The sequence below is a fragment of the Paenibacillus sp. J22P169 genome (assembly GCF_059691995.1).
This window is the reverse complement of sequence record NZ_JCAUAO010000001.1, coordinates 675801-696567: the sequence shown is the minus strand read 5'-3', so window position 1 is coordinate 696567 and position 20767 is coordinate 675801. Positions and strand designations below refer to the sequence as shown.

Here is a 20767-nt window from a genome sequence, read left to right as displayed (position 1 = left end):
AGTCAAACGAAAGGATTTGAAAAATAATGACGAAGACAGCCATTCAATCCGAGCGGATTCCCCCCGTGTTCGGCAATTATTCATCCGCAATTCTCAAGAATGATACGCTTTACTTGGCTGGTCAGGGTCCTTTTGATAAGGATCAGAAATTGGTGGGCGATGATATCGTCACTCAAACCCATAAGACCATGAAAAATATCTGCTATTTGTTGGAGGATAATGGCTTTCAGATGGATGATATCGTCCGGTCGACAGTTTATTTAGCCGATATTACCCACTGGGAAGCGTTTAATGAGGTATACGGCCAATATTTTTCAGCACCATATCCGGCGCGCACCGTTGTCGCCTGCCAATTGAACGGTATGCTGGTAGAAATAGAATGCGTGGCGGTAAGGGGGTAATTTAATGAACAACCCGCTAAATATCGGAGTCATCGGATGCGGGGATATTGCCGCCGCCATGCATATCCCAACGATCATCGCCAATCCGGATACGAACCTTTCAGTGCTATGCGATACAGATCTTACCAGAGCCGGACGATTAGCCGCAAAGTATTCCGTGCCCCATTTCACTTCCAGCTATAAGGAATTGTTGGAGGATCGGATGCTGGATGCTGTCATCGTCGCCACTCCTCCCTGGGTGACACCTTACATAACGATGGATTTTTTGAGGGCAGGCAAGCATGTTTTGTGTGAAAAGCCGATGGCAGTGGATGAAGAAACAGCCATAAAAGTAATGGAAACGGAGAAGGAAACGGGAGCTAAGCTTCAACTGGGATTCACCTATCGTCATGGCATGCTGATGGAAACGCTGAGAAATTGGATACGGGACGGAAGGCTAGGCTCCCCGTTGGTGTATCGCCTTGGCATCTTTGATGAGATCTGGGACCCGACGGGGAATCACGAACATTATGAACGCATCCGCTTGACCATGGAGCATGGCTCGCCTTCCATTCACGACGGCGCGCATGTAGCGGACTTCCTATATTTTTTGGCGGATTCACCGGTTACCGAAGTTAAGGCTTTCGGACTAAAATCACGAGAGGAATTTCCTGCAACGAATTATGACGCTTCCTTAATCCGATTCGCAAATGGGGATATAGCCAAAGTGGAAATTGGCTGGTTTTTTCCGAAGTTTCCCGAAGGCGAATTCGAAATCGTAGGTCCGAAAGGAATCGCCAAATTCGATCGATTCCAAATGTTCGTAAAATTGCAAACGGGTATAGAGACCGAAACCGTATCTTTAGATGAGGATTGGGGCGTCTATTGCTTCCGAGAGCAATTAAAAAGATTTGTTTTCAGCATACGTAACAATGAGCCATGTGTGCCAGGAGCCCTCGATGGAATCAATAGTCTCAGACTCTGCAAAAGAATGGAGTATGAGATTACAAGTTAATCAGCTCGGAAAAACCATGCTGGAACCGAACATTTGCAAGGAAAATGTTAAAGGATGATTGAGACAAATACGGCGTTACTTAGGGAGGGCGAAACATGGGAAAGAAGGAAGTACGTCTGGGTGTTGTCGGCGTGGGTCCGAGAGGTAGAGGTTTGATGAAGCTGTATAACGCCCATCCAAACTGTATAGTGACAGCTATATGCGATCGTATTCAGGCAACCGCTGAGCTGGCCGCTTCTCAGCTTGGGAATCCTGACGTCAAGCTCTATACGGACTTTGAGCAAATGATAGCCTCTGAGAAGCTGGATGCCATACTGATCGCGTCTCCGCCGAACATGCAAGTGGATCTTGCTTGCTACGCCATGGAGAAAGGCATTCATGTGACCACCGAGGTGCCTGCGGCTTATACACTAAAGCAGTGCTGGGACCTGGTCCATACTGTGGAGAAGACAGGCGTGAAATATCTGCTTTCGGAGCAGACCCGATACTGGGGGTTCATCCAGGAATGGCGCGAGATGGCTCGTCGGAATGAGTTTGGAAAGATCCTTTATGCTGAAGGCGAATATCTTCATTATATGGACTGGGACTATTTTATCGATCCTAAAACAGGCGAAAGAATTTACGGCCACACCAAGCCTCCGCTGGGTCGTGAGTTAGATCCGACTTGGCGCAACAAGACCTTCATCAATCCAATCTATTATCTTCCCCATACGCTCAGTCCATTGCTCAGTATTACGGGGGGGCGGGTCACTCGTGTTTCCTGTATGGGGACTAAGCCGAAAAGCTATTTTGTCGAAGATTACGAGGCAAGGGATATGGAAATTGCTTTGATGCACACGAGCAATGATACGATTTTTCGCGTAGCCGCAGGCTTTACATCTCCGCACGGCCCGCGAAAGGAAACTGGCTATCATTGGTATCAGGTTAAAGGTACTCAGCGCACCGTAGAGTGGAGCAGATCCAAGCACGACAACCCGAAAATGTGGTCGCTAGGCGACGAGGATTGGAAAGACATGGACTGGAGTACGAAAGTCGATGGCGCAAGCGATTTCATTAGAGAAAGCGGTCATGCCGGTTCCGACGGATGGCCGATCGATAACTTCATTACGGCGATTTTGAAAGACACTGAAGTAGGAATGGATGTCTACAAAGCGGTGGAAACAGCAGCGCCTGCGATTTTAGCTGCGGAATCGTCGAACGAAGGCGGCTCGCTGAAGGAAGTACCCGATTTCAGAAAGCGAGTGTAATGGCGAATGGAGCAGCTATTATCGTTGACCGGTTACGTTTATGAAGAAGCACAAAAAAATAGCTGATGTGCTTCGTCCCGCAAGGATCGCCTGAGATTGAAATATTGGTGGCTTAGGTATCACTTGTAGCTAAGTCAGAAAGTGAGGCTGTATTCATGGAAACTCAACATATTTCGTTAACCGCCTATGTTTATGAAGAAGCACTTTGTGAAAAAGCCAATCGCAAGGGAAACAATTATTGGTATAAATACGTGGAAGAAATGTTCGATGAAATGGGGCTGCGGGCGTCTAAAATTTCCCTAAACGACCTCGAAAATGATGAGACCCTCTCTGCATATATGTATATTTTTCTCGGTGATTTCAATCTGAACAACCATAGCAAGCAAGTCTTGCAACGTTGGGTTGAAGCAGGGGGCGTATTGCTTGGCTTTGTTACGAAGGATGCGGACGACCTGTTTGGGATTAAACGGATTAGAACACTTAAGCAGCCCGACGATGAATTTACCGTATCTGCCTATTACCGCTTCAATGCCAATGATGGTATCAGTCCTGATACGCATTATTCCTATGAAGGAGCGAAGCTTCCGATCATCTCGGATGTCGAAATCGTGGAAGTAGAAGGCGGCGAAAGCCTCGGTACTTTGTTTGATGCCGTTCAGAAGAGCTTAGGCGGCGATGCGATTGTGAAACGCAGTGTCGGTCTTGGAAAGACATATTATTTCACCTTCCATCTTCTGCAAACCCTTTGGACGATGCATCAGGGAAGGCCGGTGGTTAGAGATATTGACGGCGACGGCTACTATCGTGTCGGCGATTCTCTTGCACTAGGCCGAATTATCAGTTTGGAGGTTCCTTATGCGGATTATTGGCTGCAGTTTCTCGAACGGGTATTGACGGAGATACCCCAGCCGATCGTTCACCAGCTTCCGCCTCTTGCGGACGGATCGGTTCCGGATATGCTTTTGCATTACGGCGGTGATGACGAGTGCACGCCCGGCATTCAGGTGAAAGCTTCGAACTATATGAAGGACAAAGGACTCGGTTATCACATGAATATCATGCCGGATAAGGAAGGCAAATTTGCCATCAGCACTGAAGAATACAGAGCGATCCAAAACAATGGTCACAGTTTATCGCTGCATTATGATTTTGCCACGCCTCATAATCATTTCACCGAAGCGGATGTCAGGGAACAATTGGACCAATATGTTGAGGCGTTCGGTGAAATTCCGGTTGCAACTGTTAATCATTTCACGACACATACCGGCTGGGTGGAACAGGCACGATGGGCTTCAAAATACGGGGTAAAAGGCGATAATTCCCGCATCCATTCTTTTACACCCCCATATAATCCGATTAATCTGCTTGGCTTTGGATTCGGTACGGTATTTCCACATTTCGTATATGACGATCATGAGCACGGTAATAAGCGGATTCCATACACCTATATCCCAATCGCCTTTTATGAGCCTCGGATATTTGCCGAGACACACGCTGAAGATGTCGGCAGAATCCAGCAAGCACTCGACCGCGCCAGCTATTTTAACTGGACCATGAACGTATTCCTACATCCGATTTACATTGCAGGCGAAGGATGGAACGAGAACTGCCTGCCTGCTATAGATGAGATTCTTCGTTACATCGGTGAAAAGCAGTATAACGTATTACACTTCTCCACTAATCAGCTCTGTTTATGGTGGAATGAACGATCCGAGACTGTCGTTGAAAATTATGCGATTAGCCGTTCGGATCATGGAAAAATAGAATCCGCCAGCTTCACGGTAGAAACCGCCAGCAAGAGCGGCGTTTTTGTGAAAATGTCTGTTCTTGAACAAAGCGTAGATGAAGCGAGGTACATTCTCGACGGAGAAACGCACAACTGTGTCATCCGGAAACAAAACGGCATCGACCGGTTTTTTTGTTACGTTCCAGAGGGTAGACATGATGTCGAGTTTTTGTATGCGGCAAGCAGCAAACTGGAAGCACAAATTTAAGTGCAATAGAAATTCGCGGGGATGGAGATAAGGACCGTCTATAAAGAGTCGCTTACGTGTAGAAGCGAAAGGAGTATTTAAATGGAACTTTTCGTCAGTAAACGCTTTACCGAACCAAGTGGATTTACTTCCGGCATAGAAGGTCCGGCCTGTGATCGGGAGGGAAATCTTTACGCCGTGAACTATGAGCGGGAGCATACGATCGGTAAAGTCACACCCAATGGGAAATGCTCCGTTTTTCTGGAATTGCCGGACGGGAGTATCGGGAACGGTATCCGCTTCAATCAGAGTGGAGATATGTTTATTGCCGACTATACTAATCATAATATTTTGAAAGTAGACATGAAAACGAAACAGGTTTGTATTCATGCTCATGAAACGGCCATGAATCAGCCTAACGACATCGCAATTACGGATAACGGGATCATTTTCGCCAGCGATCCGAATTGGGGAGAAGGCAGCGGACAGCTTTGGCGGATTGGTTCGAACGGGGGCACCATTCTTTTAGAAGCAAACATGGGAACCACCAATGGGATCGAAGTCAGTCCCGATCAAAAAACGCTGTATGTGAACGAAACCTTTCAGCGTAAAATTTGGAAATATGATCTTACAACGGATTTTATGATACTAAACAAACGATTGTTGATTGAGTTTGACGATTTCGGTTTGGATGGTATGCGTTGTGACTTAAATGGCAATTTGTATGTAACTCGGTGGGGTAAAGGGGTTATTGCAGTTGTGTCTCCCGAAGGGGAACTGTTGAGAGAAATCCCACTTCACGGGAAAAATTGCACGAATTTGACCTTCGGCGGAGAGGATGGTCGTACTTGCTACATAACAGTCTCCGATCAAGGTAACATTGAAGCGTTTCTAACTGATACACCTGGCAGGTGTTGGGCCATGGGGAGAAAACTATGACCATAACTTACGGACCTGAAAGTTTCTCCCTTGTTGTAATCCCGGATACTCAAATACTTGCCAAGAATCACCCTGAGGTATTGAGGTTGATGACTCAGCGCATTCTGGAACAATCCCAAAGCTTGAATATTAAAATGGTACTTCACTTAGGGGACGTAGTGCATAACGGCAGTGCAGAAGAGCAGCAGTTCGAGCATGCAAAGCAAGCCTTCGATCCGATATGGAACAGCGGGCTCCCTCTACTCATTTCCATAGGAAACCATGATTACGACAATCTGCTTGCCATCGATCGAAACGCGTCAATGTTTAACCGATACTTTGGCTTGGATCGATTTCTAGATAAAAGCTGGTTCGGCGGAGCACTGAAGGAAGGGAAGGCAGAGAATATTTACGCTAAATTGGACATTGGCGGAATCAAGCTTTTGGTTTTCGCATTGGAATTTGGCCCCCGCGATTTCGTGATGAACTGGGTAGGTGAAGTTCTGGATGCACATCCCGACCATCAAGCGATCATCACTACTCACACTTATATGTACATGTTTGGGAATCGCACTCAGCTGGGTGACGATCATAATCCGAAAGCTTACAAGGGCGCAGACGGAGCGAACGATGGCGAAGACATGTGGATGAAATGGTTGAAAGGCAAAAAAAACATTCACAGCATTTATTCGGGTCATCATATCTACGAAAATGTAAGCTACCGCATTGACCAAGGGGAGCTCGGTAATCTTGTATTCCAGTCGTTTCAAAATTGGCAGTTTACGGACCAAGGAGGGGAAGGGCGTTACCGCATCGTAACCTACACCCTCGAAACCAGAGAGATGATGGTCCAGGTTTACAATCCTTTGCAGGATTGCTTTGAGACGCAAGTCAGCTATTCGCTTCGTTTTCCTTTGGAAGCTGACGAAGCCAACGTCCGTATCGCCCCATGGGCAGCGGAAAACTAACCATTTCCAAAAAAAGTAATAGGAGGCGATCTTAATCTATGTATTATCGGTTATTGCAAGATATGAACCGTGAAGAAGCAAGAGTGATGGCCTCTGAGAGCATTATTATACTGCCCGTCGGTGCCATCGAACAGCACGGGCCTCACCTTCCGGTGGGAACCGATTCCCTTACCGTGGAGTATATCGCTCGTTCTGCAGCGGGCATTGCTGCACAGGAGATTCCCGTTGTGGTGGCTCCCACGATGCCCTTCGGGTGTTCTCATCACCATTTACCCTTTGGCGGCACGATGTCGCTGAGCACTGAAACCTTTTACCGAACGATCTATGATCTGACAGAGTCCCTCATCATAAGTGGGTTTCGACGGATTTTTATTGTTAATGGGCACGGAGGAAATGATGAATTAGTACAACTTGTAGCCCGAGATCTGGCGCTCAGGTATCCTTCTCACTTGGCCGCTGCTTCTTATTGGAAAGTAGCATGGGACGCCCTAGTAGCCGAACAAGCTCACGTTCCCGGAAATCTCCCTGGTCATGCGGGCTTCTTTGAGACTTCGGTCATAATGGCTCTGCGTCCGGACTTGGTGAGGGGACCCTGTCCACACCGTGATAACGTCACCGGCTCAGACCCGCGAGGATTTAATCGAGGTACCCGGATAGAATCACACGGGTTTTGGAAGGAGATCGATGGCTACACCGATAGCCCTGACCGGGGAAGTGCCAGTCATGGCGATCAGTATTTAAAAGTAGTAGTCGAGGCAATGGCTGAAGCATTTGTTGAGTTTCATTTATCGACAGGGGGAAAGCAAAAAAAGAGTTGACTTTCAAACGGCTATCTTACCTTTTCAATTATGAAGTATATCCCAATTCCTGAAGCCGGGAGTTGGCATTAGAATGATGCGATCGGTCATTGTGACGAACCCACCTTGGGCGATGCGCCATGTGAACATGGAACAGCAGTATCCGAACGGGCAGGCAATGCGTGTCCGGATCGTCGGAAAGAATAGCCAGCCTTCGACTCACGAAGGTGAACGAGGCGGCTATCGAGAGAGGGAGGCCTCATTGATGACTAGTGGCTTAAAGGACGCGGAGTTGTTTCAGCTAATGGAGGAACATTTATACACGGGAGTCATCTGCGATACGTTGGATGAATTAGGATACCGGAACCAAGCGATGAATGAGAAAATACGGCCGCTTACGAGAGAGATGATTGTTGTCGGCCGCGCCAAAACGATCTTGGCTGTCGATGTGTATCACGCCCATGAGAATCCGTATGAAATGGAAATCCGATCTATCGACAGCATTAAGCCGGACGAGGTGGCCATCGTATGCACCAACCAATCCCAGAATAATGGAATATGGGGAGAGCTGCTGTCGACCGCAACCCGTATGCGTGGAGGCCGGGGGGCCATCGTTGAAGGATTGATCCGAGACACGAAGAAAATACTGGAGATGGGCTTTCCCGTCTTCTGCACCGGTTGCAAGCCCGTCGATTCCAAGGGAAGAGGTCTTGTGATCGACTACGATTGCCCGGTTGTGGTAGGAGGCGTGCCGGTACATCCGGGGGATGTCATCTTTGCAGACAACGACGGGGTAGCCGTCATCCCTTCGGCTGTATTCGAGCAATCCGTAGAGATGGCGATCCTAAAGGTCGAAAGAGAAAACCACACACGCCGGGAGCTTCTGGAAGGCAAGCTGCTTCGGGAAGTCTATGAAAAATACGGGGTGCTGTAGCATTCATGGACCCATCAAAATACCGACCTATACGACCTATAGCAGCATGAGGAGAACCTATGACAGCAGACATATCATCCGGACGAGGGTTGTTGATGCACCTGATGAGCAGACGAATGATAGGTGATAAATTCCTTATTGTGTGGTTCCTGGCAATGTTGGAAATGACAATACGCTGGTGCAACTTGTAAGCAAATTTAAAGCATCCATTGTTCGCGAAGAACCACCGCTTACTTTGTTATTGATGAAATCCGTCGTGAGGTTGTAAAGTAAGTCCAGTTGATAAACGAAGAAATGCGTCACTGGAGATCGTAAATCATTGTCGGGTGATAAGAACATTATCTGAATAAATGCCGCGTAAATCGCGGCTTTTTTATTTTATTGGATCAAGTTCTTGTCAAAGCCTAATGACAAGAACTTGATCCAATTCCCGATTTTGACAAGAACTTTATCTCATTTCCGACGGGTCCGGTTAAAGACTTTCCTGATAAACCTTTTCACAATTAACGGGCAATTATGCGAAATAGCATCGAATTTACACTTGAAAAAATAAATTTCCCAACCATGCTACTTAACTAGCATGGAAGAAAAAGGATATCGAAAAAACTTTGGGAGTTCTAATTTATGAGGCAAGTATTCCGATTTGTATAAGAAAACAACATTATAAATTGAATGCTGTTGATCATATTACAAACAGAGTTGGTAGAATTTTTTTCACCTAATTAATAATTCTGTATGAAATGGGGATAAACATTTTGCTATCACCAAAGATTTATTTGGCTGTGGACAATTGTTTTGCATCGAAGCGCTGGACTAAGCCTAAACATTGGATGGAAGTCATACAATCCTTAGGCGTGAATTATGTAGAAGCAAGTGCGGATAATGAGTGTGAGCCATTATATACGACACCCGAATATTTGGCTAACTGGGTAACTGAAATTAAACAATGGTCAGAACAAACAAGGGTTAAAGTTATTAATTTATATTCAGGGCATGGTACGTATGCCACACTTGGACTTGCTCATACGGACATTAGGTTACGTGATAGCGCCTATTGGAGTAGAACAGATGTACACTCCGCATCAGATTCCTTGGACAATCAATGGTGCAGAATATTTGAAAAAGACGTATATCGCAGAAGAAACAGTCCATTGTATATAACGCTGGATACAGGACATCAGTCAGGGCAGAGAAAGTTTTTACGACCCAATACAGACAAAATAAAGGAACTATTAGCAACGTATAGAAGAGAAGCGGAGATTAGTGGTTTATGGCTTGGACCTAAGACAGGATATGAAATGTTTTATCAAGCTGCTCAAAAGAATTCAGATAACGAAGATGCTATTATTTCTGTTATGGAACAAGAAATGGAGGCGCATCCATATTTTTTCGCTTAGTATGAGGATGGAGATCCTTATCTATGGATTGAGAAAATAGGGTGTTATTCCCCAATTATTCACCTTCAACAAACGGATGGAAAATCTTCAGGACATAAACCATTTACAAACGAAACGAATAGGGAAGGGATCATAAAGGGAGACAGGATATTGCAAGCAATTAAGAAATCATACGATACTGCTGCGGAAGAAGGAATGCCTCCTAAATGTGAGACGCTGTACCTTACACTTGAGATTTTCTCAGGTACAGCAGAAATAAATACGGACATAATCAATACAATGAAAGTGTCTGTTGAATATTGGCGGAAATTCATCCCAAAAGATGGATTAACTTTGGACGAACTTTTAAGCCAATTAGAATTTGAAGGTATATAACTGAGAAACATTGTAAATACGCTTTACCAATAGCGAGGTAAAAATGATGAAATCAATTCTAGGGATTGCTTTTAATTTTTGTGCCATTTTGCTTATGGTTTATTATTTTGTAGGGGTTAGTTTTATTAAGGCTGTACAGATGGCAATGCTTATAACCATGGTACATATCTTAATCCTTCTCATAGACAGGTTTTACAAGAGAAAAGAGAGACGTAAGGGACATAGCTAAGGGGATCAGTATTTCCTTTTTCATCACGAGAAACTATAGCACAATACTAACAGGCTGCCGTATGCTGGCAGCCTGTTCAAGTTTAGCAACGTGTGAGATTCAACCACTATGTCGGCAAACAACTAATGAGGCAAACCGCCTGCGCGCTCAAGCATATTGGAGTGCATAAGACAGCGAAGATGCCGCATGCAGCCTTGCAAGAGTTTCCAATCCGAATACATCTTGCATTGCATTCGGGATCAGCGGTCGCGCCATTGCCTTTCTTCGGAGTTAGCTTTTTTAATACACGCTCAAGTTTAGTAAATAGTCGTTTAAGCGCAAGTTGGAGCGATTTATCGATGCTGATCTTTAATGTTGTGCCATCTTTGAATCTTATTTTTTGTGTACGCGTGCAAGAGCAACCACATTGACAGCCGCTTTCAAGTCTAACGGGAACGATTGCTTTCTTATTAATGAATCCTCTAGCAGTGATATTGCTGTTCTTATCTTGGAGAATGATGTTGGCACTGGAGACGCCGTTCACTTGTTTACCAAAGGAAGCAGTGAGTCTGCTGCTTATGCGATTCAGAGATTGTATTTTGAAAGTTACTAAGTTACATGCATTCTGTGTGATGTTTAGGAAGATGTCGGAGACACCTCGACTGGCGTTTAAAACCAATTCGATATTCGCGCTTAAGATGCCTTCTTGCTTGGATTTTATGCTTGCTGTTGCAAAAAGGGTGGTCGTTCCGTTGACTGTACGTAGCAGTCCAGGCATAGCTATCACTCCCTCAATTCGATTGGTGTGTACTCTCACAACATATGAGGAACCAAAAGACTCGGTGTGGGTGAATAACAAGAAAGCCCTAGCCACTAGTAGAAATAGGATTAGACGGATGACGTTAGTTGCATAAAGACAGACAAACAAAGCAGGCGCGCGGCTACCTGCTTAGTTAATTGAGTTACAATGTAGTTAGTAAGAGTGGAGAAGAGTAGGTGCACCATTGCCCTAGCACTGCATTCACGATCAATAAATTTATAGTATGTATTTCCAAATAACCCAAGAAATAAATGCTGATATCCAAGATATGAATCCGAATACCATCACTATTTTATTCTCACTCCAGCCATACTTCAAACTAAAGTGATAATGAATAGGTGCCATTCGGAATATTCTCAATTTGGTTTTCTTGTAATACCAAACTTGCAAAATGACTGATAGTTGCTCTGCTAAATAAACAAAAAATAATATCGGAATCAAAATTTCAACCTTTTCAATTACAGCCAAGAAAGCAAGAGAACCACCTATTGCAAGAGACCCAGTATCCCCCATAAACGCTTTTGCTGGATAAATATTATATATAAATAAACCTAACAAGCAGCCAATCATCACTAACGAAAAAGTCTGTACTTCAATTCTTTCCGAAATCACAAAAAAGAAAAAGTAAGTTGGTATTGCAACGTTTATTAGAAGTCCATCCAGCCCGTCAGTAAAATTTATTGCATTGGCTGACCCCACAATAAATAGCATCATTAGTATTAGATATGCGAAAATTGGTAAGTGGAGGTTAAAGCCTTTAATTAGGGTGATTTCTGAATTCAAATTGAACTGATAAAGTAATGCAAATAACAATACGATAGTGAAAGCGAATTGAAAAATCAGTTTCGTTTTTCCTGAGATACCAGAGGGGTCTTGAAAAGCAGCCTTTTTAAAATCATCCATGAACCCCAATATGCCAAATAAAACAAAAGTTGCTCCAAGGAAAAGTACCAGTGGCTTAGGATGGAAGTATGTTGATGTAATTACCCCTATAAGTAGGATAATGCCTGCCATCAGCGGGGTACCACGTTTTGCTTGATGGTCAGGTGGCAACTCTACTCTAATAGGTTGAGTTAGGTTTAAACTACGTAACGCCCATATTAAAATAGGTGTTAACATAGCAACAAGCAGAAACGAAATACTTAAAGCACTAAGTAATGAACTCTCCATTGGATTGGTTCTCCCCTAACGATATCATTCAGTTTTATTATACGTCTAGTATGTGGACAAATATTCCATTGCTTTATTTAAGAAGAATAACACTCAACTCTTAAATGAAAGTTATTCCAATATTTTACTCGACATTGTTTATATCAGCAAATATCTGAAGGGCTGCCGCGTGGCATCCCTTCACTCCGCTACCGGGAGGTGTGCTATATCAAATGTGGAAATATATAGGGAATAACAATAGTATGAGGTGTTTATACAATGCTAGAGCAAAAGAAAATTATTCAAATAAACAAAGATGGCTGGAATAAGGTTGCTGAGCAATTTTTTGAGGGTTCTTTTGATATTTTAGACTACGGACAGTTTGCTCCGACGGAAGAAGAATTAGATTTACTTGGTGAGATTAATAATAGCACCATTTTAGAAGTTGGATGTGGAAGTGGGCATACGTTAGAATATTTGGCTAAACGTGGAGCCAAGGAATTATGGGGTGTAGATTTGTCTAGCAAACAAATTGAGACTGCACGACAAGTTGTTTCAAATCTGAATACAGATATTAAATTTATTGAATCTCCAATGGAGGAAATTCCGGGACTCCCTCTTAATTACTTCGATAAAGCCATATCCATATATGCTCTTGGATGGACAGTGAATTTGAAGTCGACGCTAAGGAATATTTATCAAAGCCTTAAGCCTGGCGGTATATTAGTAATGAGCTAATTGAAGTTGGGTTTATTATAGATAAAGTAATCGAGGATTCAAAAGTGGATGATAATGATACCAGTAATCCTTCAAAGTGGTACTCCGGTTCAAAGGCAAGAATTATACCCTCTACTTTAATTATTAAAAGCCACAAATCTTAAGCTATCGAAACGATAGTTAAACATCTTATGCCGCATGGCAGCCCTTAATTCAGCAGCATTCAAGGAGGATCAATGGCAATCTATCTTGTTAGGCATGGTCAAGATGAAGATGGTTATCGTGGTGGATGGAGTGAAAGAGGACTTATAGAAGAAGGGATGATACAATCTGAAAAACTGGGACAATATCTTTTTGATAATAAGCAATTATATAATATTAAACAAATAATCAGTAGCGATATAAATTCGAATGCATGAAAGAGACGACGAGTTCTTTGATGTTGAATTGTCTAAATGTAATAACTTCAAGGAAGATGAGCAACTGAGGTTAATATCATTTAGAAAAGAGTTACTAGACTAAACTAACGCGGTACTTTTAGCTCAATAAGAGCATCATAAGATGTATCATTAAAAGACATGTTGTCTATGGAGGTAAACATGAAGCTGCTGGCCTACTTTACCCGCGCGATATTTGTGCTCGCAACACTCGGCGCGCTACTGTTGCTCGCCCTCGCTTTTTTATTCATCGATACCGGCGAGCCAGCTATTAGGCTGCTTGCGATTTGGGGAGGATATCCAGTTATCGGAATCATCCTTATCATCGTGAACGAGATTTTGCTACGAAATGCGTCCGCGAATCCTTCGTTTCGGAGGGCTTACGGCCTTTTTTGGGCATGCATTGCTGTCGTGGGGGCGTGCGCTTGGGCGATATCCGCCTACTTCTGAAAGCACATAAACTGAACTTCATTGCGCTAACGGTGAACGATAGTTCAACATCTGTAAGGGCTGCCCGCGTGGCAGCCCTTCGCTCCATTAACGGGCAGATTATATTCAAAAGTTTGGTATTTTAGTTATATCGAATTATTATTGTGATGTTTTTTCGGTTATATTGTAATATTGAGGAAAAAATCCAGTTAAGGGGCAATAAATTGGGTTCAAAATGGTTGGACTCATTTAACTACTGGTTATATGTTTAATGGCGATGCTGCAAAGATTTATGAAGTTTCAACCCGCTAAACGAATGAGGTGTCAGATGGCTTTGTATGACTATCTACAGAAGTATTTTCCCAACTTAAAGCTTTGTCCACCTCTTTTTTATAATTGGGAACATGGCATTCGTTTTGAACTTGGAAACCCACCGATGCTCAAGGTTGATAAAGTATTATATATGCAACAAGTTTATGATAGGGCAATTAGTATCTACAGGCACTTACATAAAGATAATGATGAAATATTTATTGTAACTAATGCGCATTTTGCCGCTGAACCTGATCCAATAAGACGAAAACCCAAGGTTTATAGAAGATATATAGACAAAAAAGAGGTATTGAAAAATTTACAGCACAATGTAATTCCTTATGTTTTTGCTGATGTTTATGAGATAGATGATTTTGAAACACATCGGTTCATTTTACATTGTCAAGGAAGGAACATTAAATATGGAAGTTTGATTAAGGCAATATGTAATCATGACGTTGCAATTAGACCTTCGATTTCTCATGATGTTTTTTTTGTTAATATTTCCGCTGGAACCATATTTCATGTTTATGATGACAGGGGATGTGATGTAGTCGCTTCATCAAAAGAAGCGTTAAAAAACATATATAGTGTTTATAACGAATGGATATTAACATACGATAGATCAAGAATTGACCAACTATTTGCAAACTTCGACGATTGTTGAACTAACGGAAAACGATAGTTCAGTGAAACAGCGACAGTCTAGGACTTTATTTTCTCGTCCTTGGCTGTCGCTGTTTCAGTTTCTAGGGTCAGTCTAATACTTTATTTTCTGCTCCGAAGTGGTACAATAGGAAATATAAGGTAAAAAATATAGCGTCACTCGCAGGAGAAAACTAGTTGGATACGTTAGAAGGGGAGACACTTATACACTCACTTGTTTATATGGAATAATCTTATCTTGCTGGAATCCTTAAATCTCGTAAAGCAAAACATTAGATAAAAACTCTTGATTTGGGGTGAAATCTTTATGTTTCAACAGCAGCCTAAAAACACCGCTTCGCAATCTGAAAGTAGCTCGTTTAATCCTTTCATTCAGCGCGCGGCGACTGGAAGTAGCAGTTTTATAAATCAATTACAGCAAACAATTGGTAATAGAAGAACGATGCAAATGTTAACGGCCCAATCCAATACGGTTATTCAACGTGTCGGTGGGAAAAATACGAATGATAAGCAAGATGAGTATTTGAAGGAACTAAAAAAAGAAGTAGTCGAAGCATCAAGTGGTCATGATGATGGCCACAATTTTGCAAAAGGTAAGCTTGAGTACACGGTTATTAAAAAGAAAAAAACTAGTTTTGATACAGGTGTCTATAAAAGCGGCGGTAGGGTCAAAAAGCCGGTGAAAGAAGGTTTTAACTACCGTGAATTTGCTGGGAAAGGGAAGTATCCGACGCAAAAAAATGATTCGGAGGTACAGATTTTTCAAGAAATTGATAATGTGCTTGTAAAAGAGAATAATTCGGCAATTACAGGGGAATTAACACTGGTAAGTACAAAAGGTTCATGTACATCTTGCCAGATTGTAGCTCGAAAATTTAAAGACCGATGGCCCGGTATCGACATTGACATAAACTATATAGATCCCCCATCAGTTGTTTCCAAAGATTTTGGTACAATTCATTATGGAGAAGAAGAAGACAGAGGAAATATAAATAAAGCCACAGGGATGTATAATTACAGAGTGGAATCAACGCAAAACTACAATAAGCGAAAGGAAAGTGAGAAAGAAAAAAAAGAAAATACTAAGGTGAATCAGATAAAGAGTATTGTGGACCAAAAACCGGCATGGATAACAGGCGAAGTAATAAAAAAACTCAATGATGCTGTTGCACCTTCCAAGTATTTAGAAACTCTTACTGAACCCGAAGCGATAGAACTTAAAAGTTTTGTCCTATTAATACAAACAAGTTCAAAGAATTTACCTTTACCTCCAGAATTAAAGCCGTTAAGAAAAATGCAGTCTGCTGAGCAGTGGGTGGTTAAATTTACATAATAATATTTGAGAGAAAAAGGATGCCCCTGAAAAGAAAATGAATTGACGAAGAAATTTGCAAGATGCTATAGTTATACTAATAAATATTAAATCACAGTATTTACATCGGAAATATGCAAATTAACAAAACTCTAAATGAATCTACCAGATGACTGGAGATGCATTCCCCATTAGGGGGTGCGTCTATTTTTTTTATGAAAAGAGGGAAATGAATGAAAGTACAGTTTTATTGGTTTGCGCCATCCAATGGAGATGGCAGTCAGCTAGGTTTGAAAAAACCGGAGCGAGCGCCGACACTTGACTATTTAGTTAAGGTTGCGCAGACCGTGGAGGAACAAGGCTTTGACGGTATTCTGGTACCTGTGGGAATACCGTTCCTCGATTCCTGGATGGTGGGGTCAGCCATCGTACATCACACCAAGCGATTGAAACCGCTGATTGCTTTTCGACCCGGATTTATAGCTCCTTCTCTGGCCGCAAAGATGGCGTCAACTCTGGATCAGTTCAGTAAAGGAAGGTTAACGATCAATGTGGTCACAGGGGGATCTCCCTATGAATTGGGTCAAGATGGTGATTTTACGGAGCATGATGAGAGGTACCACCGGACGGATGAGTTCTTGAGTGTTATCCGAAAGCTATGGGAGCAAAGCGCAGTAGATTATGACGGTGACTACTTCAAGCTTCGGCAAAGCACACTCATTCCCTCACATGTTGATGGTCGCAAGCCACCCATATACTTCGGTGGTTCCTCCCCCGCAGCGCTGGATGTAGCGGCAAAGCATGCAGATATTTATCTCCAGTGGGGCGAGCCGGTCGCTATTGTTAAGCAGCAGATTGCGGAGCTGAAACGCAAAGCGGAAACCTACCAAAGAGGCCCAATCGAGCTGGGCATCCGCATTCATGTCATTGTTCGTGAGACAGAAGAAGAAGCATGGGAGGCAGCGGAGCAATTGATGGAAGGGATTGAGCCGGAAGTTGAGGCCAAGATGGCGGCTTATTTCAAAGAAGCTGATTCGGTTGCACAGAATCGAATGAACGGACTGCTTAAGGGCGATTATCGCTTTGATAAATATAAATGGGCAGGCATCGGCCGAGTGCGCAAGGGGGCAGGAACAGCTGTTGTTGGCACCCCTCAGCAAGTATGGGAAGGTTTGAAGGAATACATCGACCTTGGTGTTACGCATTTTATTTTATCTGGTTTTCCACATGTGGAAGAAGCTGAACGATTTGGCAAAACGGTTCTCCCACTTATACAAAAAAACTTAAAGGAGCATGTCTAACATGTAAAACATGCCAAACAGTACACATATGGATATTACATTGCCAGCCAGGGAGGTAACGGCATGTATAAAGTAATCATTGTGGATGATGAGCCATCAGTCAAACGCAGTTTGAAGACGATCATTGAGCGGGAGACTTCTTCATTTGAAGTAAGTGCATTTGCTGAGAACGGTCAAGAAGCGCTGGATCTCATTTGCGACTCCTTACCGGACGTTGTCATTACCGACATTCGAATGCCGGTAATGGATGGATTGAAACTGGCTGAGGAGATCGTAAGCCGTGGGATCCACACTGAAGTGATTATTATTTCCGGATACAGCGATTTTAACTATGCCAAACAGGCACTCCGACATGGCGTGTCCAATTATCTGCTTAAACCGCTTGATGTTGACGAAGTATTAAAAGTACTTTCTTTGACCCAAAAGAAACTAAGCAATGAACGTAAAGGCATCATTGAGCGGAGTGAATGGATCGCTGTGTGTAAGGTAGAAGCGGAGACAATGGCGAGACACATGTGGGTCCTCAACGTGGCTGCCGTTTGGGAGCAGCTTAAAGGTATACACGAACGTTTGCAGACATATCGAGCCAATTCAATGAGACTCAAGGAGATGTTTATACACTTGTTTTACTTGCTGCAAGCGGAAATAGCTATTCTGAGCGGCAACAGAATTCAAATAAAATCTCTGACCGACTATGAATGGAACGGTCAAACGGAGCAATTGAAACCTCACTTTGAGCTGGTGCTGCAATGTGCAATAGAAGAAATCCGGCGTATTCGGAATTGGGGTTCGCATAAAAATGTGTTGGAATCCTTGAAACAGATCAATCAGAATTTTGCGAACGAATCGTTTTCCATGATGAACGCAGCTGAACTTGCAGGGATGTCGGCTACGTATTTCAGTAAGTCATTTAAAGAAGAAGTTGGTGTTAGTTACACACAATATATAGCCAAATTACGAATGGACAAGGCGATCGAGCTATTGAGTGATCCGAACAATAAGGTGTATGAGGTTGCCTATTCGGTCGGCTACCATGAATATGCTCATTTTGCTAAAGTGTTCAAGAAGTATTACAAGTTTTCTCCGACGGAGTACCGGCATTCCTTAGAAGGACTTGTTCAGAAAAAAGCACTGCAACTCATACCCTTTTAAATCAGGACAAACTTGATGAAATTGCGTCGATTAAGGGGATAACGGAATTTAATCGCTCTGCTAACAGGCAGCATTCTTACAACGATTGTCTGCAACAAATGACCAAACAAATTTTCAATTCATTTGTACAATCATCACTAGCAGTATTTCATATGATGAATACAGAAATATGCATAGGGGTGATTGAATTGAAGTTCAACTATTCCATCCGTACACAATTTAGCTTTTTAGCAAAAGATCGTATGTTAAGTTGTATTTTAGCCAGAGTTGCGAGGCAACGTGTTAATATAACCGCTATCAATGTCATCAAAAAACATAACAACAGTAATAGTCTTAGGCTCGTAGCTGGTTCGCCCGATACGGAAAGCCCGAGCGATCTTTGGATCGTCAGAAGTATATTAAAGTCTTTTGGCATTAAGTTCAGAGAAGAAAAAGTCGTTCAAGTAAAAAATATTACTCCTAATGTTCCAGGTGTATTCAATAGCATCTTCGGCGCAATTTGGTGCAGGGTAAGAGTGAAAGCAATGTATGATGGAGAGCAGAACGCCTCATTCCTCAATGTTTCCGATGTAAAAAAAACGATACGGATCTTATCGCAAAAAAATGTTCGACAATGCCCGAAACATTGTCGACGCTTCGGTTAAATCTAGCTATTGGGACATAATAGCTTAATCAAAAAGTGAAAAACAAAACAAACAAAAACCGATGGCTCCTAAATAAGGAGAATATCGGTTTTTGTTTTGTTTTTATCTTTGCTACGCGGCATTTCCTCTTTTGTATTTGTAAAGATGGATGTACAAGTTTAAGGGAAATTTTATTTTTTACCCCACTTCTTTTTTAATAGTTTTTCTTATCCTAGAGTGAATGAATGGTTAGGAGGAAACTAAGGATGAAGAAGTGGGTTTTTGGGCTTGTTATATGTTTACTGCTTGGCTATGGAGTTACTCAATATAAACAGGATGTCATGAACGAGAAGATGCAACCGGATGTAGCTAATCAAGCTCAAGTGGTAACTCCTCAAATGAAAGAGTTTAAAGTAACTAAAGATCAAATTTACAAAGGCGATTTGTTGCTGGTCAATAAGGACAATCCTGTACCCCCAGGTGGCGAAGAGACCGAAGCGGTCAATCTTTTTCAGCATAAGGAACTAATGAATGGATTCGTTGTGCTAGATAACACGATTCAGCTGTCGCCAAGCTTGGTACAAAAATTTTCAAAAATGATTGAAGCCGCAAAAAATGATGGCGTTAACCGATTTTTAATCAGCAGCGGTTATCGGGATAATAAAGAACAAAATAAATTATATCAACAAATGGGTCCTGCTTATGCTTTGCCAGCAGGCTATAGCGAACATAATTTGGGGTTATCGCTGGATATTGGATCTACACAAGCGGAGATGAGTAAAGCATCAGAAGGAAAGTGGCTGAAAAAAAACGCATGGCGTTACGGGTTTATCTTGCGTTATCCAAGTGACAAGACTGCAATCACAGGTATTCAGTCAGAGCCATGGCATTTTCGTTATGTTGGTTTGCCGCACAGCGCAATTATGCAAGAGAATAATTTTGTCCTCGAAGAATATTTGGATTACTTGAAAGAAAAGAAGTCCATTACAACGATTGTGGATCATCAAACCTATATGATCTCTTACTATCCTGTCTTCAAAAATACAACGATCCCCGTGCCAGCGAATGGTCGCTATCAAATATCAGGAAACAATATGGATGGTGTCATTGTGACGGTGGATTAGGATGGGAAAAATAAAGTCGATCACCATTCTGATTGCCGATGATGATCCAGAGATTGCCGATTTGATTGCGTTACATTTAGTAAAAGAGGGTTACCACTGCATGAAAGCAGCTAATGGCCAGGAAGCCATCTCAGTTATTCAGACGCATTCCATTGATTTGGCGATTTTGGACATTATGATGCCGATATTGAATGGCTATGAAGCTACATGGCAAATTCGAGCCGAGTATCATCTGCCTATCATTTTTTTAAGCGCAAAATCGACCGACCTTGATAAGATTAGGTGGAATGGTCATTAATCCGGAACAACGAATCGTTAGCCTTTATGGTGAGATAATTTAGATAACTCTGAAAGAGTTTGATATTCTGTATCTGCTAGCCAGTTATCCGAAGAAAGTCTTCAGCGCGGAAAACATTTTTCAGCAGGTGTGGGGCGAAACTTATTATGAGGGTAATTGCGGAAGAAGCGGATTGGTTTATTACATCAGACTAATGATGGAGGGTATCTAATATA

Annotated in this window: 21 protein-coding genes and 1 pseudogene; 20 read left to right on the top strand and 2 right to left on the bottom strand. The window is 42.6% G+C overall.

All coding sequences use genetic code 11. The annotated features are described in order from the left end of the window. Nucleotides 1-26 precede the first annotated feature (26 nt). The 10 genes from AC58QG_RS03415 to AC58QG_RS03370 all read left to right on the top strand — a co-directional run bounded on the left by AC58QG_RS03415 (nt 27) and on the right by AC58QG_RS03370 (nt 10004). The gene (locus AC58QG_RS03415) at nt 27-401 is read left to right on the top strand and encodes a RidA family protein (RefSeq protein WP_497360699.1); all 375 of its coding nucleotides are present in this window, start codon (nt 27-29) and stop codon (nt 399-401) included. A gap of 4 nt (nt 402-405) precedes the next feature. After that, a complete protein-coding gene (locus tag AC58QG_RS03410) occupies nt 406-1395 on the top strand; it encodes a Gfo/Idh/MocA family protein (protein ID WP_497360698.1) in 990 nt (329 codons plus the stop codon). Between the two features lie 95 nt (nt 1396-1490). After that, on the top strand, nt 1491-2642 hold the full coding sequence (locus AC58QG_RS03405; protein WP_497360697.1) for a Gfo/Idh/MocA family protein: 1152 nt from the start codon (nt 1491-1493) through the stop codon (nt 2640-2642). A gap of 155 nt (nt 2643-2797) precedes the next feature. After that, a complete protein-coding gene (locus tag AC58QG_RS03400) occupies nt 2798-4636 on the top strand; it encodes a type 1 glutamine amidotransferase family protein (RefSeq protein ID WP_497360696.1) in 1839 nt (612 codons plus the stop codon). A gap of 81 nt (nt 4637-4717) precedes the next feature. After that, nucleotides 4718-5554: an SMP-30/gluconolactonase/LRE family protein gene (locus AC58QG_RS03395; RefSeq protein WP_497360695.1), complete on the top strand. Its 837-nt coding sequence runs from the start codon at nt 4718-4720 to the stop codon at nt 5552-5554. Beyond that, nucleotides 5551-6501 (top strand): metallophosphoesterase, encoded by a 951-nt coding sequence (locus AC58QG_RS03390; protein WP_497360694.1) that lies wholly within the window; start codon nt 5551-5553, stop codon nt 6499-6501. Before AC58QG_RS03395 ends, AC58QG_RS03390 begins: the two co-directional genes overlap by 4 nt. Nucleotides 6502-6539: 38 nt before the next feature. Continuing rightward, complete coding sequence (locus tag AC58QG_RS03385; RefSeq protein WP_497360693.1) at nt 6540-7319, top strand: creatininase family protein; 780 nt, start codon at nt 6540-6542, stop codon at nt 7317-7319. A 73-nt stretch (nt 7320-7392) separates the two neighbouring features. Continuing rightward, a complete protein-coding gene (locus tag AC58QG_RS03380) occupies nt 7393-8232 on the top strand; it encodes an RraA family protein (protein ID WP_497360692.1) in 840 nt (279 codons plus the stop codon). 776 nt (nt 8233-9008) lie between these two features. Then, nucleotides 9009-9629 carry a hypothetical protein gene (locus tag AC58QG_RS03375; protein WP_497360691.1) on the top strand — a complete coding sequence of 207 codons (621 nt, stop codon included), beginning with the start codon at nt 9009-9011 and terminating at the stop codon, nt 9627-9629. Between the two features lie 150 nt (nt 9630-9779). Next, a complete protein-coding gene (locus AC58QG_RS03370) occupies nt 9780-10004 on the top strand; it encodes a hypothetical protein (RefSeq protein WP_497360690.1) in 225 nt (74 codons plus the stop codon). Between the two features lie 335 nt (nt 10005-10339). Here AC58QG_RS03370 and AC58QG_RS03365 read toward each other — a convergent pair whose 3' ends face one another. Beyond that, on the bottom strand, nt 10340-10990 hold the full coding sequence (locus AC58QG_RS03365) for a hypothetical protein (protein WP_497360689.1): 651 nt from the start codon (nt 10988-10990) through the stop codon (nt 10340-10342). A gap of 258 nt (nt 10991-11248) precedes the next feature. Further along, nucleotides 11249-12202 (bottom strand): phospho-N-acetylmuramoyl-pentapeptide-transferase, encoded by a 954-nt coding sequence (mraY, locus tag AC58QG_RS03360; RefSeq protein WP_497360688.1) that lies wholly within the window; start codon nt 12200-12202, stop codon nt 11249-11251. A 258-nt stretch (nt 12203-12460) separates the two neighbouring features. Between mraY and AC58QG_RS03355 the strand changes: the two genes are divergently transcribed. From AC58QG_RS03355 to AC58QG_RS03310, 10 genes and pseudogenes are all read left to right on the top strand, one after another. Next, entirely contained in the window at nt 12461-12919 is a 459-nt protein-coding gene (locus AC58QG_RS03355; RefSeq protein ID WP_497360687.1) for a class I SAM-dependent methyltransferase, read from the top strand. A 215-nt stretch (nt 12920-13134) separates the two neighbouring features. Beyond that, nucleotides 13135-13317: a phosphoglycerate mutase family protein gene (locus AC58QG_RS03350; RefSeq protein ID WP_497360686.1), complete on the top strand. Its 183-nt coding sequence runs from the start codon at nt 13135-13137 to the stop codon at nt 13315-13317. A gap of 168 nt (nt 13318-13485) precedes the next feature. Beyond that, on the top strand, nt 13486-13785 hold the full coding sequence (locus AC58QG_RS03345) for a hypothetical protein (RefSeq protein ID WP_497360685.1): 300 nt from the start codon (nt 13486-13488) through the stop codon (nt 13783-13785). Nucleotides 13786-14092: 307 nt separating this feature from the next. Beyond that, entirely contained in the window at nt 14093-14743 is a 651-nt protein-coding gene (locus tag AC58QG_RS03340; protein WP_497360684.1) for a DUF3885 domain-containing protein, read from the top strand. Between the two features lie 306 nt (nt 14744-15049). Then, a complete protein-coding gene (locus tag AC58QG_RS03335; RefSeq protein ID WP_497360683.1) occupies nt 15050-16075 on the top strand; it encodes a deaminase domain-containing protein in 1026 nt (341 codons plus the stop codon). A 212-nt stretch (nt 16076-16287) separates the two neighbouring features. After that, nucleotides 16288-17355 (top strand): LLM class flavin-dependent oxidoreductase, encoded by a 1068-nt coding sequence (locus tag AC58QG_RS03330; RefSeq protein WP_497360682.1) that lies wholly within the window; start codon nt 16288-16290, stop codon nt 17353-17355. A 63-nt stretch (nt 17356-17418) separates the two neighbouring features. Continuing rightward, nucleotides 17419-18507: a response regulator transcription factor gene (locus AC58QG_RS03325; RefSeq protein ID WP_497360681.1), complete on the top strand. Its 1089-nt coding sequence runs from the start codon at nt 17419-17421 to the stop codon at nt 18505-18507. 98 nt (nt 18508-18605) lie between these two features. Next, nucleotides 18606-19151 (top strand): hypothetical protein, encoded by a 546-nt coding sequence (locus AC58QG_RS03320; RefSeq protein WP_497360680.1) that lies wholly within the window; start codon nt 18606-18608, stop codon nt 19149-19151. 245 nt (nt 19152-19396) lie between these two features. Beyond that, nucleotides 19397-20254: a M15 family metallopeptidase gene (locus tag AC58QG_RS03315; RefSeq protein WP_497360679.1), complete on the top strand. Its 858-nt coding sequence runs from the start codon at nt 19397-19399 to the stop codon at nt 20252-20254. Between the two features lie 10 nt (nt 20255-20264). Beyond that, nucleotides 20265-20706, top strand: a pseudogene (locus tag AC58QG_RS03310) (response regulator transcription factor); the annotation flags it as partial. Between the last annotated feature and the right edge of the window lie 61 nt (nt 20707-20767).

Excerpts from the sequence above, each read along its gene's own strand:
- AC58QG_RS03355 (WP_497360687.1), top strand. The coding sequence starts at position 12,461 with ATGCTAGAGCAAAAGAAAATTATTCAAATAAACAAAGATGGCTGGAAT.
- mraY (WP_497360688.1), bottom strand. The coding sequence starts at position 12,202 with ATGGAGAGTTCATTACTTAGTGCTTTAAGTATTTCGTTTCTGCTTGTT.
- AC58QG_RS03390 (WP_497360694.1), top strand. The coding sequence starts at position 5,551 with ATGACCATAACTTACGGACCTGAAAGTTTCTCCCTTGTTGTAATCCCG.
- AC58QG_RS03340 (WP_497360684.1), top strand. The coding sequence starts at position 14,093 with ATGGCTTTGTATGACTATCTACAGAAGTATTTTCCCAACTTAAAGCTT.
- AC58QG_RS03330 (WP_497360682.1), top strand. The coding sequence starts at position 16,288 with ATGAAAGTACAGTTTTATTGGTTTGCGCCATCCAATGGAGATGGCAGT.
- AC58QG_RS03415 (WP_497360699.1), top strand. The coding sequence starts at position 27 with ATGACGAAGACAGCCATTCAATCCGAGCGGATTCCCCCCGTGTTCGGC.
- AC58QG_RS03335 (WP_497360683.1), top strand. The coding sequence starts at position 15,050 with ATGTTTCAACAGCAGCCTAAAAACACCGCTTCGCAATCTGAAAGTAGC.
- AC58QG_RS03325 (WP_497360681.1), top strand. The coding sequence starts at position 17,419 with ATGTATAAAGTAATCATTGTGGATGATGAGCCATCAGTCAAACGCAGT.
- AC58QG_RS03380 (WP_497360692.1), top strand. The coding sequence starts at position 7,393 with ATGATGCGATCGGTCATTGTGACGAACCCACCTTGGGCGATGCGCCAT.
- AC58QG_RS03395 (WP_497360695.1), top strand. The coding sequence starts at position 4,718 with ATGGAACTTTTCGTCAGTAAACGCTTTACCGAACCAAGTGGATTTACT.
- AC58QG_RS03320 (WP_497360680.1), top strand. The coding sequence starts at position 18,606 with ATGACCAAACAAATTTTCAATTCATTTGTACAATCATCACTAGCAGTA.
- AC58QG_RS03405 (WP_497360697.1), top strand. The coding sequence starts at position 1,491 with ATGGGAAAGAAGGAAGTACGTCTGGGTGTTGTCGGCGTGGGTCCGAGA.
- AC58QG_RS03385 (WP_497360693.1), top strand. The coding sequence starts at position 6,540 with ATGTATTATCGGTTATTGCAAGATATGAACCGTGAAGAAGCAAGAGTG.
- AC58QG_RS03400 (WP_497360696.1), top strand. The coding sequence starts at position 2,798 with ATGGAAACTCAACATATTTCGTTAACCGCCTATGTTTATGAAGAAGCA.
- AC58QG_RS03410 (WP_497360698.1), top strand. The coding sequence starts at position 406 with ATGAACAACCCGCTAAATATCGGAGTCATCGGATGCGGGGATATTGCC.
- AC58QG_RS03345 (WP_497360685.1), top strand. The coding sequence starts at position 13,486 with ATGGAGGTAAACATGAAGCTGCTGGCCTACTTTACCCGCGCGATATTT.
- AC58QG_RS03350 (WP_497360686.1), top strand. The coding sequence starts at position 13,135 with ATGGCAATCTATCTTGTTAGGCATGGTCAAGATGAAGATGGTTATCGT.
- AC58QG_RS03315 (WP_497360679.1), top strand. The coding sequence starts at position 19,397 with ATGAAGAAGTGGGTTTTTGGGCTTGTTATATGTTTACTGCTTGGCTAT.
- AC58QG_RS03365 (WP_497360689.1), bottom strand. The coding sequence starts at position 10,990 with ATGCCTGGACTGCTACGTACAGTCAACGGAACGACCACCCTTTTTGCA.